The organism is Heyndrickxia sp. FSL W8-0496, assembly GCF_038007825.1.
Classification (GTDB): Bacteria; Bacillota; Bacilli; order Bacillales; family Bacillaceae_C; genus Heyndrickxia; species Heyndrickxia oleronia.
The window spans coordinates 5,001,694-5,019,556 of sequence record NZ_JBBOXX010000001.1; the positions used below are offsets into that span (position 1 = coordinate 5,001,694).

Below are 17,863 nucleotides of genomic sequence, written 5' to 3' on the forward strand. Positions count from 1 at the left end.
TATTTGTCATCTTCATTCTTTATTTCGACAAAATTTATTAATTTTCTAGTGGTTAAAAAAATAAGGAGTGATCACACTCCTTATTTTTTCACATTTGTTATCATTATTCTTGTACCTTGACGATCTGAATTAATCTCCCAGGTTAGATCCATTTCTTTTAACATCATTGAAACAATGGAAAGCCCGATTCCTGCTCCTTTATCCGTTGATTCTTTGTTTAATCCCTGCCCATGATCCTCTAACATTAAAGTAAATTGTCCATCAATTTCGAATCCAGAAATTCCAACATATCTTCCCTCTTTTGTATGACGAATGATATTCTGAAATAAATTATCAATAATGCGTTCAAACCACCCTGGATCGATTGTCCATTCAATCTTTTTCTCTGGTAGATCAATATTTACATTGAAACCTTCTTTTTCAAATACAGGATACCAAGAAGCTACAATTAGGCGAATATTTCTTAATACATCTACCTTTTGTGGATAATAAGGGTATTTACCCGAAGATAATAGTGTGTAGGAAAGAAGATTGTCGAGCAATTGTCCAATATAAGTGATTTTTCGATCGATCATCTCGATAGACTCTTTTCCCTGATCACTCAATTGATCCTTTTTTAATGAATATACATGACCACGTAGAGTAGTAAGAGGCGTCCGCAAATCATGTGATAGATTTGCAATTAATTGACGACGTAACATTTCCTCTTCTTGTTCTCGTTCCCTTCCTTCCTTTAATTGGCCAATCATTCGATTAAAGGCATGCTCTAACTGACCAATTTCATCCTTTTTCCCTACAGAAACTGGCTCCGGAATTCCATGGGGACCTTTCTCTGCCATTGCATTTTGCAAATAAAGGAGACGTTTTCGTAGCTTATAAACAAATAACCAGGAAAGAAAAATAAAGATAACAAATAAGCCAAGCAACCCTACACTATAAAGAAAATCATAACGACTTCTTAGTTCGTCAATTGGTGCATTCATTCTGTTACGGGGCATTTGCAAAACCATAAATCCTTTTTGCCTATTTCCGCCGATAAAAGCAACCGTCGTAAAAGGATCACTATCATAGCTTTTCTTCATAAAATCAACCGTAAAGGAAGAGCTCCAAATTTGTGGAATCCCTTCTTTTACTGGTAATTGCTTTTGCGTTTTCCCCTCATTATTCACCCAAAATAATGTAGCATCTGGGTATTTTTCTTTTATTTCAATAAGCTTATTATTAATCTCTCTGGCATCGGCTTCGCCCAATAAGGCTGCTTCTTTGTGCCACATCTTCTCTAAATCAACACCGTTATAATAATTATCTGTATCTCCTTGATCCCTCGTCAGAATGGGGATATAAAAAATGGCTGAAGTAACCGGAATGACTATAGGAATAAATAATACGGCAATCATAATGATAAGGAGGAACTTCCCAAGGATTGAATGTCTAAGCTTCATTGCCTCACCCGATAGCCGATTCCTCTGATCGTTTCAATAATTTTGGGATTTGCAGGATCTTGTTCAACTTTTTCACGTAGATAGCGAATATGGACCATTAATGTTTTATCTCCATCAATATAAGGCTCTTCCCATACACCTTCATAAATTTGTTCTTTCGTTAATATTTGATTTGGATGCTTTAAAAAGTAATGAAAGATATGATATTGCTTTCCAGTAAGGAGAATTTCATCTCCTGTTCGCTGATCAATAATCCTGTTTTCGGATGGAATAATTTCTAAATGCTGGATAATAAACGATTCCCTTTTCTGCTTCTGAAACCTTCTTAATAAGACTTCGATTCTAGCTACAAGCTCATCTGGATGGAACGGTTTCGTTAAATAGTCATCAGAGAACTCTAAACCTTGTAGCTTATCCTCCACAGAAGTCCGTGCAGATAACATCATGATGGGTACATTTGGTGCTTCCTTTTTCAAACGTTTTCCTATAGTAAATCCATCTAAGCCAGGGAGCATAACATCTAATACAACAATATCCGCTTCCTGTATATATCCCAAAGATCCTTCACCTGTTTGAAGCCATTTCACTTTATAACCTCTATCATGTAATTCTTCTGTGACCCATTTGCCAATTTCATGATCATCCTCTATGTATAAAATCTGTACCATTTCGCATTCCACCTTAATTAACTATATCTGGAATTAGTATATTATTAGTTTTAAAATTTTTAAAGGGGACCTAATCTAGAGGTCCCCATTTTAACAGATAAGAAACTATCGAATTCAATGTCCAGGTCCTAGCCCTTTTAGGTCAAGGCCCTTCTCATACTTTGTTGCTAATTAATAAAAGTTTTAATTAATAAATATCGGTTGAAGTACGCTACACCTTTCATTTCATTGGGAAAAGTGCTGCACCCAATAAGAACCGCTGAATTCTTTATTGGACGAAAACAGCATAGGTCAAAAAGCTAACTTCCTCTTAAAGAGAATAATCGCTTGTTAATACTAGAACAAGGTGCTTTCCGCTTTTCTTATCTCTTACTCTTTTTTTGAGTACTTGAAATCTTTTTCCACTTCGCCTTTTCTAAAAGTGCTGCTCGCTTATTTTCCTTCCTTTCTAGAAAGGCAAGCTCTTTTTGTAATTTAACATAGCTATTATATCTATCTCTTTCTAAAATCCCATCATCAATCGCTTCTTGTATAGCACAGCCTGGTTCTTTCATATGAGAGCAATCTCTAAAGCGACAATTCTCAGCCAACGCCTCCACATCAGAAAAACTCTGACTAAAGCCTTCATCAGCTTCCCAAAGCTGTAATTCACGCATCCCCGGCGTATCAATTAATATACCGCCTTTATCTAAAATAATTAATTCACGATGGGTCGTTGTATGACGTCCACGATCATCACCTTCGCGCACAGATTGCACCTCTTGCTTCGTACTACCTAATAATGCATTCGTAAGGGTTGATTTCCCAACGCCCGAGGAACCTAGTAAAGCAATTGTCTGACCTTCATATACATATGGAGCAAGCTGATCCATCCCTATATTCTGCTCGGCACTAATTGCATGAATAGGAACACCAAATGCTACAGATTCAACCTGCGCAATCTTTTCCTCGATATCCTCACATAAATCGGACTTGCTTAAAATGATAACTGGGTTTGCTCCGCTTTCCCATGCAGTTAATACATACCGTTCAATCCTGCGAATATTAAAATCTGCATTCAATGCATTTACAAGAAAAATTGTGTCCACATTTGTTGCAACTATCTGTTCCTCTGTTGTCATACCGGCAACTTTTCTAGAAAATTTGCTTTTTCTAGGCAAAATATCATGAATAGTTGCCTTGTTTTCTTCATACCTAGGCGTGAGCACAACCCAATCTCCTATTGCAGGATAGTCTTGTCGCTCCAAGGCTTGAAAACGCATCTTCCCTGAAACTTCTGCAAGCAGTTCTCCCTTCTCTGTTAACACACGATAGATTCTTTTATGCTCTAAAATAACTCTTCCCACTTCATAACCTTGTTCTTTATACTCTTTAAATGCTTCCTCAAAATATTGATTCCAGCCTAATGTTTGTAAATTCAAATTGAATTTCCTCCATTTTCAATGTAATGATTATTTTTAAATAAAATAAAACCATGAACTGATTTGTCGCAGTCCATGGTCTTTAATTCAATACATGAATATAGAGAAATTCATTAATGGTAAAAACAGAAAATACTAAATATCATTATTTCCCATGGACTGCATTATGAAATTGAATGTAACTGCAATTAATGTATTTTTCATCATATATGCACCTCCAGGAATTTTTTTTGGTATTAATTGATCTTATTGTATACCGTTAACTGTGAATTGTAAATATTTTTTTCGAAAAATTGATTTTATTCAAATTTTGATGTATAGATTCATAGAATCTGACCATACTAATGAAAGACGATGATCCCCCCTTTTTTTAAAGGCTTTCTGATAAATATTTGTCATAATGCTCACCTCAAAAGATGGATCTTTTTTAGAGATTACCATACTATAATGAGGTAGTGCGACCGACAAATTCTTTACAGAAAGTCTTTTTTTAAGGCAGTTTTTGTATAGTTTGTTGGTTTTGTAAATGTCCAACTGCTTGCTTTTAACCCAGTAAAGGATTCAGTTGTTTTTCATTTCTCTATGAAATAGAAGATGTAGCTGCCTTTAACCGATCGATTTTTGATAAAACCTTACTTACATATAGCAACAATATTTTTGAAAAGAGCCTTTTTATGTATATGGACTGTAAAATCGCCCTTTTTTTCTTTTATCAGTTAAATCCATTTGTCATCATGTAATTATTAGTTTATTCTAAAATAGAACTCATTTCGGAAGGCTGTTTTCGCATGGATTGTTCAAATCACCAAAGGATTTAGCCTATTGCTTTTCGCCTATAGATTATAGCCTATAATTAAGGCTACGAGCTCTTTTCTGTATTCTAAAAAGGAAGACAGAAAACAACCGTAAAAAAATCGATAGTAAGAATATTTTTACTAAATAGCAAAAGTTTAAGAAAAGAGCCTTTCATCAAAATTCATCTATCGCGTTGATTGAGGAGGAAGTAGTCATGACAATGAAAAAAACTTTAACTCTAGCAGGATCTGATTCAAGTGGTGGAGCAGGAATTCAAGCAGATTTAAAAACATTCCAGGAACTAGGTGTCTATGGGATGACTGCCTTAACATCCATTGTTGCCATGGATCCAAATAATGACTGGCATCATAATGTATTCCCAATTGATGTAAAAACGGTTGAACCACAATTAGAAACGATTCTATCTGTCGGAATTGATGCAATGAAAACAGGTATGCTCGGTTCAGTAGATATTATCGAGTTAGCTGCCCGTAAAATTGATGAGCATAAACTAACTCAGGTCGTCATTGATCCTGTTATGGTATGTAAAGGTGAAGATGAGGTTTTACAGCCTGAAAATACAGATGCTATGCGGGAATTATTAGTACCACGCGCAATGATTGTTACACCAAATCTATTCGAGGCTGGACAACTTGCAAAAACGGGTCCAATTAAAACTATCGATGAGATGAAGACAGCAGCTGTAAAAATTCATGATCTTGGGGCAAAAAATGTAGTTATTAAAGGTGGTAAACAACTAGATCATGATAAAGCTATTGACTTATTCTATGATGGTTCAGAATTTACCTTACTTGAAAATGAAAAAATAGATACAACATATAATCATGGGGCAGGTTGTACATTTGCTGCAGCCATTACTGCAGAGCTTGCAAAAGGAAGCTCTGTAAAAGAAGCAGTTAGCCTAGCGAAAAAATTTGTAGCAGCTGCTATAGAACATGGATTTAAACTAAATCAATATGTTGGACCTGTAATGCATGGTGCATACACACGTTTTGTAGCAAATAAATAATCTTTAAAGAGGAGTGGAGACCCACTCCTTTTTTTCTATAAAGCAATCTCTTCGCTTTCCCCTTCTATTTTTAGTAAAATAATCACATACTTTATTTATATTGATTTGTAGATAATATTTTTATAAAAGGAGGGTTCTTAAATGGAGCCTATACAAATCTCCGCTGTGCAAGAAAAAATCAATGAGTTATCAGGTAAGACGGTCTATATACATTTAGAAACAACTAATGGGGCTTATGCGTCTCATTTTAATGAATCCTTTTTTTCCGCTGGAGCATATATAAGAAATGCCCAAGTAAGTTACGAACATGGGAAGATTATTGGAGATGGTCCTTACCGTGTAGGATTGAAGCTTGCAATCGGCTGGATTTATGCGGAAGGCTTAACCCATTTTGAAGTAGATGACCTAGGACGTTTGCTTCTGGCCGGCCATGGATATGACGGGAAACTTGCAGTTGCACTAGAAATTAGTGAAACACCATTTGAATAAAAGACAAAAAGTTGAAAGGAGTTTTTTTTATGGAAAAAGAACGTCAAGTTCTAGTTATATTCCCACATCCCGATGATGAAGCCTTTGGTGTATCAGGCACCATTTCCACGCATGTCAATAACGGAACACCAGTTACTTATGCATGCTTAACCCTTGGAGAAATGGGGAGAAATCTTGGAAATCCTCCATTTGCAACAAGAGAGTCATTGCCTAACATTCGAAAAAAGGAACTTCAAAAAGCAGCAGAAGTCATGGGAATTCAAGATTTAAGAATGATGGGTTACAGAGATAAAACAGTTGAATTTGAGGATGATGAAAAACTAACAAAAATGGTAACAGGTCTCATCGAAGAATTAAATCCTTCACTTATTATCACCTTTTACCCAGGTTATTCCGTCCATCCAGATCACGAAGCAACCGGAAGAGCTGTTGTCCGTGCCGTGAGACGTCTACCTGTTGAACAACGACCAAAGCTCCATTGTGTTGCGTTTTCTAATAATCACGAAGAAGAAATCGGAGCTCCGGATGTCATCAATGATGTAAGTGCGGTAACTGATCAAAAAATCGGTGCCATGAAAGCACATATCTCACAAACTGGTTGGATGATTGCTGATCGTGAGGAAAAATTAAAGCAAAAAGATCCCGAAACCCTCGCATGGCTACAATACGAAAGATTTTGGAACTACCAATGGGAAAATGATCAAGTGAAATAATTTATACAGCAGGCTACCCTAAAGGGTAGCTTTTTTGTTTAGGCTCTTTTCTCAAACATTGTTGCTATTTAAGTAAAGTTATAACGATTAAATATCGTCTGAGGATTGCTATGCGTATCATTTTACTGAGAAAGAGCTGCAATCTCCATAAGAACCGCTAGAATCCTTTATTGGGAGTAAAAGCTTTGTTTAATAGGGTTAGTTTGGTATATTCTTTCAAGCGGACACTTTCCCCTAAGGCATTTGTCCTTAATCTCTCACATGAAGGAAATTTCTCCCCCCTATTTATGATTATGTGTCTTCCATTACACACCCAAAGTGAGTAATCACTCATTTTGTGATTGACATCAGATACCAACCCCCTTTATGATTTAAAGTGAGTAATCACTCATTTTCTAATTAGGGGGTATTTTAAATGGATCCTGTCATTCAGATTAATCAGGTAAGCAAGAGCTTTGGAAAAAAGAATGTCTTATCCAAGATTGATTTATCCATCCGTTCCGGGCAAATCTATGGCCTAATCGGTCCTTCAGGCTCTGGGAAGACTACATTAATAAAAATTATTGTTGGCATGGACTCTGCATCAAAAGGCACTGTTTATGTATTAAATACGACAATGCCTAATCTTAATATTCTACAAAGGATTGGCTATATGGCTCAATCTGATGCACTTTATCCTGAACTAACAGGAGAAGAAAACATGGTTTTCTTTGCTTCTTTGTTTAAATTAAAAAAGGCAGAATTAAAGCAACGAATTGCCTATGCAGCTAGATTAGTAGACCTTACATCTCATCTCTCAAAAAAAGTAGGAGCTTATTCCGGAGGCATGAAACGGAGACTATCTCTTGCTATCGCTTTAGTTCATAACCCTGAAATACTCATTCTCGATGAACCGACAGTTGGAATTGATCCAGAGCTAAGACTCTCGATATGGAATGAGCTAGCCAATTTAAAAAAAGCTGGAAAGACCATTCTCGTCACCACACATGTCATGGACGAGGCGGAAAAATGTGATTGTCTAGCAATGGTTCGAGATGGAGAGATCCTTGCCACTGGCTCACCTGCAGAATTAATGAAGATGTACAAAGTAAATCAAATAGAGGCAGTATTTTTAAAGGCTGGGGGGAGAAGAAATGAAAATATCAGCATTAATTAAAAGGATCTGCCGGCAAATGATACGAGATAAGCGTACATTAGCATTAATGATGATTGCACCTCTCATCATTCTCACACTTGTTCACTTTCTATTTACTAATGATTCAACTAAAAAAATGACAATTGGTGTAACAAACATGGATCCTTCATTCATCCAACAGCTTGAAAAGAATGATATCCAAATAAAAAAATATACATCACTAAATGAGAAGACACTAATCAATAAGGATTTAGATGGCATGATTCAAATGGACCATAATCATGCTACCTTGCTGTTAAAAAACGCAGACCCATCATCAGCCAAAGCATTACAAATGAAAATTCAACAACTATTTACTTTAGAAATGAAGATGAAGCAGGCAAATGAAGTATCTAATACTTCGTTACAGAGCCCGGATATGGATATTTCTTATGTATATGGAAATAAAAATACGAGCTTTTTTGATGTACTAAGTCCCATTCTCGTTGGATTCTTTGTCTTTTTCTTCGTTTTCCTTATTTCCGGAATTGCCCTTTTAAGGGAGCGAACAACAGGTACGTTAGAAAGATTAGTGGCAACACCTATCAAACGAAGTGAAATTGTCCTCGGTTATTTATTTGGCTATGGCATCTTTGCTATTATTCAGACCGTTATTATTGTGTTGTATGCAACAAAAATTTTAGATATAACACTGATAGGCTCTATCTGGAATGTACTGCTGATAAGTTTATTGTTAGCCCTTGTTGCATTATCATTAGGGACTTTACTATCTGCATTTGCCAATACGGAGTTTCAAATGATGCAATTTATTCCTGTTATTGTTATTCCACAAGTATTTTTCGCAGGAATTTTACCGGTTGATGGAATGGCTAATTGGCTCCAAGCGGTCGCAAAAATTATGCCTATGTATTACGGTGGAGATGCTTTACGAAGTATCATGTATATGGGAAAGGGCTTTAGTGATATACGTACAAATTTATTAATACTTTTTGGATTTGCTCTTCTCTTTGTCGTTTTAAACGTGTTTGCTTTAAAAAAGTATCGTAAAATATAAAGGATGAGTATTTTCGACATGATCGAATAGATCGGAGTGGTTTCATGCCTGAAAAAGAGGATATTTTTGAAATGCTTTTTGAAAACCAAGAAAACATGACAGAAAAACAAAAGAAAATTCTTGAAGCTGCGGTTGAAATTTTTTCTGAAAAAGGATATTCGGGTACTTCAACTAGTGAAATTGCCAAAAAAGCCGGCGTAGCGGAGGGAACAATATTTCGCCATTATAAGACAAAAAAAGATTTATTGCTATCGATTATTGCACCAACAATGGCCAAATTTATGGCGCCACTTTTTATTCGTGATTTTAACAAGGTCCTATTATCTGAGCATCAAAGCCTGGAAGACTTTCTAAGAGCGGTCATCATTAACAGAATGGAATATGCAAAAAAACATTTGCCATCCATAAAGATCCTCATACAGGAAATCCCCTTCCATCCTGAATTACGAGAACAATTTAAAGAACATGTCATGAATAAAGTATATGAGCGTTTGAAAGTTATTGTGGAGGCCTATCAAAAGAAAGGAGAAATGATACAGTTACCGCCACCATCGGCCATTAGATTGATTGCATCATCTATCCTCGGATTTGTGATCGGACGATATTTAATGTTTCCCGAAGCAGACTGGGAAGATGAACTAGAAATTGAAAGAACGATTCAGTTTATTTTACATGGTTTGTCGGTCAAGCAAGAGGAGTGTTAATACACTCCTCCTCTTTATTTCAACACATTCAATGCTTGATATATAGCCCTACCCACTCCATCTTCATTATTCGATGTCGTATGATTTAGAATGATGTTTTTTATTTCCTGCTCAGCATTCCCCATTGCAACAGGATGTCCCACCTTTTGCAGCATAGATAAATCGTTAAAGTTATCACCCATTGCCATCGTTTCCTCTAGGGTAATCCCTTTTTCTTTTACAAATGCTTCTAGTGCTATCCCTTTCTGTGCATGAATATCATTAATTTCCAGGTTATCTTGTGCCGAAGAGGTTACTTTAATCTTTTCGATTCGTTTTAATGATTCACTCGCTTTTTCTAGAAGCTCATGATCCTTTGAAAAGACAATAATTTTATAAATGATATATTCAGGGTCGGAGAATATCACTCCATAGTCCTGAATCGATTGGATAAAGCCTCCAGCAAAGTGTTCCTCAACAGTTGAACGAATTTCGTTTATATCTTTTTCCGGATTCGCCGTTTTGTATATATCCACGATTACACTTATACTTCGTTCATAATCCTCTGTAAACTTCCCTTTATTTGTATATATTTCGAAATAGATGCCTATTTGATTAAGAGCCTTCCCAATCTCCTTGGCAACCTCTCCATCAATCCCAGCTGTTTGCGTAATTTCCCCATGTTCATTTCTGATTTCAGCACCATTAACTGCAATAATTGGGCATTTAATACCTGATTCCTCTAATATATAATGGGCTTCCTCATAGGATCGACCAGTAGCAATGACCACTTCAATCCCTTGTTGTTTAGCATATGAAATAGCTTCACGATTGAGCTGGCTAATTTCTTGATTTGAATTTAATAGTGTACCATCCATGTCGGATGCAATACATCGGATCATAAAGATATCTTCCTTTCTATCCGAATTCTCATGTATTTCCATATTGTATCATTGCTTACAATTCCATTCAAATAAATGATTTGCATGGAATTAAGAAGGAAATTCCACATATTGGATAGAATATTTAGAAAATATAAAAATATTATTTCGAGTGAGGTGACTCATAAATACCTAACTAGATCTTATTTTATCAAAGGGAGGAATGACTAGATTGAAGGGAATCATTAACTTTTCCAATCATATGATGCAACGCTATTTACCCGATCCCTATTTATTTGTTGTCCTACTAACCTTTGTCGTGTTTATTTTAGGACTCATTTTTACAGGTAGTTCCCCGATTGAGATGGTACAATTTTGGGGAGAGGGTTTTTGGGAATTGCTCGATTTTTCGATGCAAATGGTTTTGGTCCTTGTAACTGGCCATGTTTTAGCAAGTAGTCCATTATTTAAAAAAATATTAGGTGGCCTGGCAACCACTGCAAAATCACCGGGGTCAGCTATTATTATTGTCACCGTCATCTCAATCATTGCCAGCTGGATAAATTGGGGATTTGGCTTAGTCATTGGAGCACTATTTGCTAAAGAGCTAGCTAAACGAGTTAAAAGTGTAGATTATCGCCTCTTGATCGCAAGCGCTTACTCCGGTTTCCTTGTGTGGCATGGTGGTATTTCTGGATCGATACCATTATCAATCGCAACGGACAAACATCCTTTTGAAAGCAAAATGGGGATTATATCTACAAGTGAAACTATTTTTTCTACGTATAATATCGCTATTGTTCTCGCCCTTTTTATTATTCTACCATTATTAAATCGATTTATGATGCCGTCTAAAGACAAAACCATTACCGTTGACCCAGCCATTCTTGATGATGCAACAAGTACACATGCAGCTTCTATTGAGAAAGAAAGTATAACTCCGGCTACTAGATTAGAAAATAGTTTTATTGTTTCTCTTATTATAGGAATTTTAGGTTTAATTTTCATTAGTTATTACATTATTACTCATGGATTTCAATTAAATTTAAATATTGTTAACTTTACATTTTTATTTCTAGGGATACTCTGTCATTGGACACCAAAGCGCTTTTTAGATGCCGTTGCAAACGCCGTTAAAGGAGCAGCTGGAATCATCATTCAATTTCCTTTTTATGCAGGGATAATGGGAATGATGACAGCTTCTGGTCTTGCAGCAGTTATGTCAGAAGCATTTGTATCCATTTCCAATGATTTTACATTCTATTGCTTTGCTTTTCTTAGTGGTGGTTTGGTAAATTTCTTTGTTCCTTCTGGAGGAGGACAATGGGCGGTTCAAGCCCCTATTATGTTGGATGCTGCTCAATCAATGGGAGCTTCATTGTCTAAAACAGCAATGGCGATTGGCATGGGGGGATGCATGGACCAATATGATTCAACCATTCTGGGCATTGCCAGCACTTGCTATTGCTGGATTAAAAGCAAAGGATATTATGGGGTTCTGTGTCATTATTCTAATCGTAAGTGGAGTGATTATTAGTTTAGGAATGTTATTTTTATAAATGCTCAAAAAAGTGGTGTCAGAGGAAAATTTCCTTCAGACATCCACTTTTTATTCATTTACTCTTTTGTAAATAGGCTCTAATCATAAAAAAGCTAATTTCATCTGGTAATAATTCTTTAATAGGAGTTAACCTTTCTGAGTTAGCTTCTTTCACTGCCTCTTCAATTAGCGGTTCAAACTGTGTAGGAATAAATTGTTCCCAATCAATGGACAATCCTTCATCTGCACATTTCATTACATGCCCTTCAATCGTTCTTTCAGTCATTTGTCTTTGGGCAGCAATTTGCTCTAACGACATTCCCTTCTTAAGGAAAGAATAGGTAGCATGATGACTCTTTTCCTTTTCTTCCTGTGGCTTCAATTCATTACTATTGACGGAACTATGATTTTGTCCTAAATCAATATGATTTTGTTCACAATAGGAAAGAATGGTTGAAAGGACAGATTCCCCATACATCTCAAGCTTTCTTTCTCCTACACCCTTTATTTGTAATAATGCACTTGGAGTTGTAGGTAATTTTGCACTCATTTCTTTTAATGCTTGGTCTGAAAAAATAATATATGGAGGTACCTTCTCTTGTTCAGCAATTTCTCTCCGTAGCATTCTCAATTGCTCGAATAGTTGATTATCCTCAATTATTTGTTTCACCTTTATTTTTTCTTTTCTTAGTACCTTTATCTCCCCACGAAGAACATCAACGGCTAAGTTAGTTAGCATTAAAACAGGATACTGACCATCAGTTGGGCGTAAATAACCTTCTGCTGTTAAATAATCAATCAACTCATTCACATCTTTTTGAGTTCGATCTCTCATAATTCCATAAGTGGTTAATTGGTTAAAGCCAAAGCTAATAATCTTCTTGTCTGCTGATCCTGTAAGGACTTTCGTAACAAAGGTTTTGCCAAACTTTTCATTCATTCGTTTTATACAGGATAATACCATCTGTGCTTCCTTCGTTATATCCACTTGGGATCGATCATCCGTACAGTTGCCACATTTTTGGCATTCCCCTGCATTATCCTCACCAAAATAATTTAAGATATATTGTTGAAAACATGATTCCGTATGACAGTAACTAACCATCTTCCGAAGCTTTGCATACTCATATTCCTTTCGTTCCACTTCCATTTCAGACTGATCAATTAGAAACTTTTGAATATGAACATCTTGAGGAGCAAACATTAATATGCATTCACTCTCTACTCCGTCACGACCAGCACGCCCTGCCTCCTGATAGTAAGCTTCCATATTTCTTGGAATATGATAATGGATGACATATCGTACATTCGATTTATTGATTCCCATACCAAATGCACTTGTTGCAACCATGATACTTATATTATCGTAAAGAAATTGTTCTTGATATTCATTCCGCTGGTTTTCCGTCATTCCAGCATGATATTTACCAATAGATATTCCCTTTTTCTTTAGTTGAAGATATATTCGCTCTACCTCCTTTCTAGTCGCGGCATAGATGATCCCAGCTTGTCCGCTATTTTTCCTAATATACTCCTCGATAAAAACATCACGATCCTGTCCCTTAACAACTTTAAATAGTAAATTCTCTCTCCCAAAACCCGTAAGAACGACATGATTTAAAGGGATATCAAGTAACTCACAAATATCCTCCTTAACATTTGGTGTTGCTGTAGCCGTTAAAGCCAAAATAACAGGCTTTGGTTGAATCCCATTAATAAACTTTTTAATTGAGAGATAGCTAGGACGGAAATCATGACCCCACTGAGAAATACAATGTGCTTCATCTATAGCTATTAATGACACATTCATTTTCTTGATTAATTCAACAAAGGAAGGTGCTTCTAACCTTTCAGGAGCCAAATACAGTAATTTGTACTTACCTTCTTCAATCGCTTGTATCCGTTCATACATTTCACTTCCACTAATCGAACTATTAATAAATGTTGCAGGTATACCCGCATTATTTAATGCATCTACCTGATCCTTCATCAATGAAATTAGCGGAGAAATAACAATCGTAATTCCTGGTAACATGAGAGCTGGAACCTGATAGCAAATTGACTTTCCTCCGCCAGTGGGCATAATTGCAACAGTATCTTTCCCTGAAAGTACCTGTTCGATAATTGCACTTTGTCCATTTCGAAATTCATCATATCCATAATAGGTCTGAAGAATTTCCTTCGCATGATTAAGCAAAATAAAACCTCCTTTTCATCATTACTTTATTTGTATTGGAATATTTATTAGAGGAATAAAAAACGAAGTAGAGATTTGCGGTAATGTTGATAGGCTGTATAGCATTATCTTTAGGACTTTCTACTATTTTAGCATAAAAAGCGATTCGGAATGTATGTAAGATACATGCTAAAAGATGAAAAAAGAAGAGAACGGTTTTCACCGTCCCCACCTATTTTAATTTGATTTTTAGCTTGTCTAACATATCTATAGTCATTTTTTCAAGATTATAATTCGCTTTAAAACCCCATTCTTCCTTAGCAGCTGATGCATCTATGGAATTTGGCCAACTATCTGCAATTGCTTGTCTTGCAGGATCTACTTGATAGCTCATTTCAAAATGAGGAATATGCTTTTTAATTTCTGTAGCGATTTCCTCCGGAGCAAAGCTCATTGCCGTAATATTAAAGGCATTTCTATGTTTTAATTTACTTGGATCTGCTTCCATTAAATCGATAATCGCTTGTAAGGCATCCGGCATATACATCATGTCCATGTATGTACCTTTATCGATATAAGAAGTATATCGCTGATTTTTGATCGCCTCATAATAGATTTCAACGGCATAGTCAGTTGTTCCGCCGCCTGGTTCTGCTACATAAGAGATTAGCCCAGGAAAACGTACACCTCTTGTATCTACCCCAAATTTAGTATAGTAATAATCACATAGAAGTTCGCCCGAAACCTTATTTACTCCATACATGGTCGTTGGTCGTTGAATGGTATCCTGTGGTGTTTGATCCTTTGGTGTAGTTGGACCAAAGGCACCAATAGAGCTTGGAGTGAAAAACTGACAATTTAGTTCTCTAGCTGTTTCGAGTGCATTCACCAAACCACCCATATTTAAATTCCATGCTAATAATGGCTTCTTTTCTGCAGTTGCTGATAAGAGAGCGGCTAAATGGACAATCGTATCCACTTCATATTTCTTTGCTAGTTCATACATCTTTGCTCCATCTGTTACATCAAGTATTTCAAAGGGACCTGATGTTACAACCTCACTGCCATTATCCCTTATATCTGTGGCAATGACATGGTCTGAACCATATATACCTCTCATTTTTGTTACTAACTCACTGCCGATTTGTCCTAATGAACCGGTCACAAGTATCTTTTTCACACGAATACCTCCTGTAAATGCTGCCCATTCTAGTTGATAATTCCTGTGAGCTGTTTTCTAATGTTTTTCAAAAGCTTTTTTCTCAGTCATTGTTGCTATTAAAGTAAAGTTTTAAAAAATAACTTTCGATTGAAGAGGGCTACACCTTTCATTTCACAGAGAAAAGAGCCGCAAACTTCATTAGACTGTTGAATCCTATATTAGGTGGAAAAGCCGGCTGTTTGGCTTTTACATAAACAACAAACTAGACGATAACACCCTTTTCAAAAAACAGCTCATTTATAGAAATTAATACACTTAAATTAGACCCATTTCCTTTCCAACCTTTTCATAAATCGAAATTGCCTTATCTAGCATTTCTTTTGTATGTGCAGCAGTCGGCATATTCCGGACACGTCCAGTACCTTTTGGAACAGTTGGGAATACGATTGATTTCGCATATACCCCTTCTTCAATCAGACGTTTACTGAATGTTTGTGTTGCTTTTTCATCTCCTATAATGCATGGAGTAATTGGAGTTTCACTGTCGCCAATATTAAATCCAAGTTGTTTTAATCCCTTTTTCAAGTAATTTCCGTTTTCCCATAGACGATCATTTAATTCAGTTGAACTCATTAGAATTTCAATCGCCTTCGTAGCTGCTACAGCATCTGCAGGAGTAACCGCGGTTGAAAACAAAAATGGACGAGAACGCACTTTTAACCAATCGATTAGATTTTTCTTACCCGCAACATAGCCACCAACAACACCAATTGCCTTAGATAGTGTTCCAATTTGAAAATCAATTTTATCGGCAAGGCCAAACTGTTTTACTGTACCTGCACCTTTTCCCGTCACACCTGAACCATGAGCATCATCGACATAAGTAATTAAATCAAATTCTTCTGCGATTTCAATAATCCCTGGAAGATTCGCAATATCCCCGTCCATCGAAAATACACCATCAGTAATGACCATGATTTTATTGTATAAACCTGATTCCTTCGCTTCCTTGGCTTTTTTTCTAAGGTCATCCATATCTGAATGGTTCACTCGAATAATTTTTGCCTTAGACAAACGGCAGCCGTCAATAATTGAAGCATGGTTTAGTTCATCAGATAAAATCGCATCATTTTTATCCATAACAGCAGAAATTGCAGCCATATTACAATTAAAACCAGATTGATAAGCAATAGCAGCTTCCGTTCCTTTAAATTCTGCTAATTTTTTTTCTAATTGAATATGCAAGTCTAAGGTTCCATTGATTGTACGAACGGCTCCTGCGCCTACACCCCAATCTTTAATCGCTTCAACGGCTACTTCTTTTAAGCGGTTATCAGTAGCTAATCCTAAGTAGTTATTGGATGAAAGATTGATAAGTTCTTTTCCCTTAATTTTAATTACTGGACCATTTGCACTTTCTACAACATCAATTTCATTGTAAAGCCCTTTGTCTCTTAAATCCTCGAGATTTTCATTTAAAAAGCGATCTAATGCGTTACTTGACATATTCAACCCCTCCATTTTTATGTAAACGTTTTACAAACACATGTCCTCCAGAAAAAGACAATATTCAATTATAAATCCTCTTATAGCAGCATTTTATCACATATATAAAAAAATGTTTATATGTAGAGGACATTTTTTATTAACTATTTTACCTTTCATTTAGTATTCCATAATAAAAAGGATTAGAAACGAAATTCTAATCCTTTTGCTCATTTACTTTAATTTAATTTTTATTTTTTCTCGCAAAAAATTGATTGCATCTCTTGTTTCGTCTAAATACGTAACCGTTTCATCATACGCCTGTGATGCTACACACATAAAAAGAATATCAATCACATGCAATTGCGCAATTCGTGATGAAGTTGCCCCGCTCCTGAAAGTGGGTTCTCTTGTAGCTGAGGTATATAACCTAATTTTCGCCTGATCACCTACAATGGATGTTCCATATTTTGTTAAACTAATGGTTTTAGCCCCCTGCTTATTGGCCAATTCAAGTAGCTTTGCAACCTCAAATGTTTTTCCTGAAAACGAAATACCAAACACTACATCATTTTCTTGGCAGTTCGCCACCAAGGTCGCTGCCATATGAATATCAGAAAATGCAGTGGCATTTTTGTTTATCCGCAAAAATTTCTGTTGAGCATCTTGAGCAATAATACTAGATGCACCTACACCAAAGAAGTGTATATTATTTGCCTTTTGCAGATCCTCTACAGCCTTTGATAGTTCATCAATACTAAGCAGCTCTGCTGTTTCTTTAATTGTTTGGATACTATTACTTGTCATTTTCTCAATAATATTAAACTTCGATTCATTTGGTTCAATATCTCTGAAACCATTCTCACCCGTTTTTTGTAAATCCCCTGCAATTCGTAACTTCAAATCCTGAAAACCTTTTAAATCTAGGGATTTACATAGTCTAATAACAGCTGCACTACTTGTTAGACTATTTTTCCCTAATTCACTTGCAGTCATCGAGATCGATTCTTGAGGGTTTTCTAATATATAAGAGGCAATTTTCCTTTCGGACGGAGGTAGCTTTGAAAGCATTTCCGAAAGCATCGCTAATCCTCCAGTTGTAACTGTCATATACCATCATCTCTTTCGAACATTCTATTTACTATGTCATTTTATATCTATTTTAAGATATATATGTCAATATAAATAG

The 17,863-nt window shown here is 36.0% G+C and carries 14 protein-coding genes and 1 pseudogene; 7 read left to right on the top strand and 8 right to left on the bottom strand.

Going from position 1 to position 17,863, the window contains the following annotated elements; genetic code table 11:
• Positions 1–80 precede the first annotated feature (80 nt).
• The 3 genes from NST63_RS25370 to rsgA all read right to left on the bottom strand — a co-directional run bounded on the left by NST63_RS25370 (position 81) and on the right by rsgA (position 3,531).
• Positions 81–1,442 (bottom strand): HAMP domain-containing sensor histidine kinase, encoded by a 1,362-nt coding sequence (locus tag NST63_RS25370; protein WP_341044033.1) that lies wholly within the window; start codon positions 1,440–1,442, stop codon positions 81–83.
• A complete protein-coding gene (locus NST63_RS25375; protein WP_212945054.1) occupies positions 1,439–2,110 on the bottom strand; it encodes a response regulator transcription factor in 672 nt (223 codons plus the stop codon). The genes NST63_RS25370 and NST63_RS25375 overlap by 4 nt, the downstream gene beginning before the upstream one ends.
• Positions 2,111–2,472: 362 nt before the next feature.
• A complete protein-coding gene (gene rsgA / locus NST63_RS25380) occupies positions 2,473–3,531 on the bottom strand; it encodes a ribosome small subunit-dependent GTPase A (protein WP_341044034.1) in 1,059 nt (352 codons plus the stop codon).
• A gap of 1,009 nt (positions 3,532–4,540) precedes the next feature.
• Here rsgA and pdxK point away from each other — a divergent pair.
• The 6 genes from pdxK (at position 4,541) to NST63_RS25410 (ending at position 9,451) form a co-directional block, all read left to right on the top strand.
• Positions 4,541–5,356, top strand: a complete 816-nt coding sequence (gene pdxK / locus NST63_RS25385; protein ID WP_071977498.1) for a pyridoxine/pyridoxal/pyridoxamine kinase — start codon at positions 4,541–4,543, stop codon at positions 5,354–5,356.
• Between the two features lie 141 nt (positions 5,357–5,497).
• On the top strand, positions 5,498–5,845 hold the full coding sequence (locus NST63_RS25390) for a YojF family protein (RefSeq protein WP_071977497.1): 348 nt from the start codon (positions 5,498–5,500) through the stop codon (positions 5,843–5,845).
• 29 nt (positions 5,846–5,874) lie between these two features.
• Positions 5,875–6,558 carry a bacillithiol biosynthesis deacetylase BshB2 gene (bshB2, locus tag NST63_RS25395; RefSeq protein WP_058005748.1) on the top strand — a complete coding sequence of 228 codons (684 nt, stop codon included), beginning with the start codon at positions 5,875–5,877 and terminating at the stop codon, positions 6,556–6,558.
• A gap of 415 nt (positions 6,559–6,973) precedes the next feature.
• Positions 6,974–7,714, top strand: coding sequence for an ABC transporter ATP-binding protein (locus tag NST63_RS25400; RefSeq protein ID WP_341044035.1), 741 nt, complete (start codon positions 6,974–6,976; stop codon positions 7,712–7,714).
• Positions 7,692–8,747 carry an ABC transporter permease gene (locus tag NST63_RS25405; protein WP_341044036.1) on the top strand — a complete coding sequence of 352 codons (1,056 nt, stop codon included), beginning with the start codon at positions 7,692–7,694 and terminating at the stop codon, positions 8,745–8,747. Before NST63_RS25400 ends, NST63_RS25405 begins: the two co-directional genes overlap by 23 nt.
• Before the next feature lie 44 nt (positions 8,748–8,791).
• Positions 8,792–9,451, top strand: coding sequence for a TetR/AcrR family transcriptional regulator (locus NST63_RS25410; protein WP_212945050.1), 660 nt, complete (start codon positions 8,792–8,794; stop codon positions 9,449–9,451).
• 14 nt (positions 9,452–9,465) lie between these two features.
• On the opposite strand, the gene NST63_RS25415 is transcribed toward NST63_RS25410, so the two are convergent.
• Complete coding sequence (locus NST63_RS25415) at positions 9,466–10,332, bottom strand: Cof-type HAD-IIB family hydrolase (protein ID WP_341044037.1); 867 nt, start codon at positions 10,330–10,332, stop codon at positions 9,466–9,468.
• Positions 10,333–10,543: 211 nt separating this feature from the next.
• Between NST63_RS25415 and NST63_RS25420 the strand changes: the two are divergent.
• Positions 10,544–11,870 (top strand): annotated as a pseudogene (locus NST63_RS25420) (short-chain fatty acid transporter).
• Between the two features lie 54 nt (positions 11,871–11,924).
• Here the strand turns inward: NST63_RS25420 and recQ are convergent.
• The 4 genes from recQ to NST63_RS25440 all read right to left on the bottom strand — a co-directional run bounded on the left by recQ (position 11,925) and on the right by NST63_RS25440 (position 17,784).
• Positions 11,925–14,048, bottom strand: coding sequence for a DNA helicase RecQ (recQ, locus tag NST63_RS25425; protein ID WP_212945049.1), 2,124 nt, complete (start codon positions 14,046–14,048; stop codon positions 11,925–11,927).
• A 211-nt stretch (positions 14,049–14,259) separates the two neighbouring features.
• Positions 14,260–15,207: an L-threonine 3-dehydrogenase gene (locus NST63_RS25430; protein WP_212945048.1), complete on the bottom strand. Its 948-nt coding sequence runs from the start codon at positions 15,205–15,207 to the stop codon at positions 14,260–14,262.
• Between the two features lie 297 nt (positions 15,208–15,504).
• Positions 15,505–16,695, bottom strand: coding sequence for a glycine C-acetyltransferase (locus NST63_RS25435; RefSeq protein WP_058005740.1), 1,191 nt, complete (start codon positions 16,693–16,695; stop codon positions 15,505–15,507).
• A gap of 213 nt (positions 16,696–16,908) precedes the next feature.
• On the bottom strand, positions 16,909–17,784 hold the full coding sequence (locus tag NST63_RS25440; protein WP_212945047.1) for a MurR/RpiR family transcriptional regulator: 876 nt from the start codon (positions 17,782–17,784) through the stop codon (positions 16,909–16,911).
• Positions 17,785–17,863 lie beyond the last annotated feature (79 nt).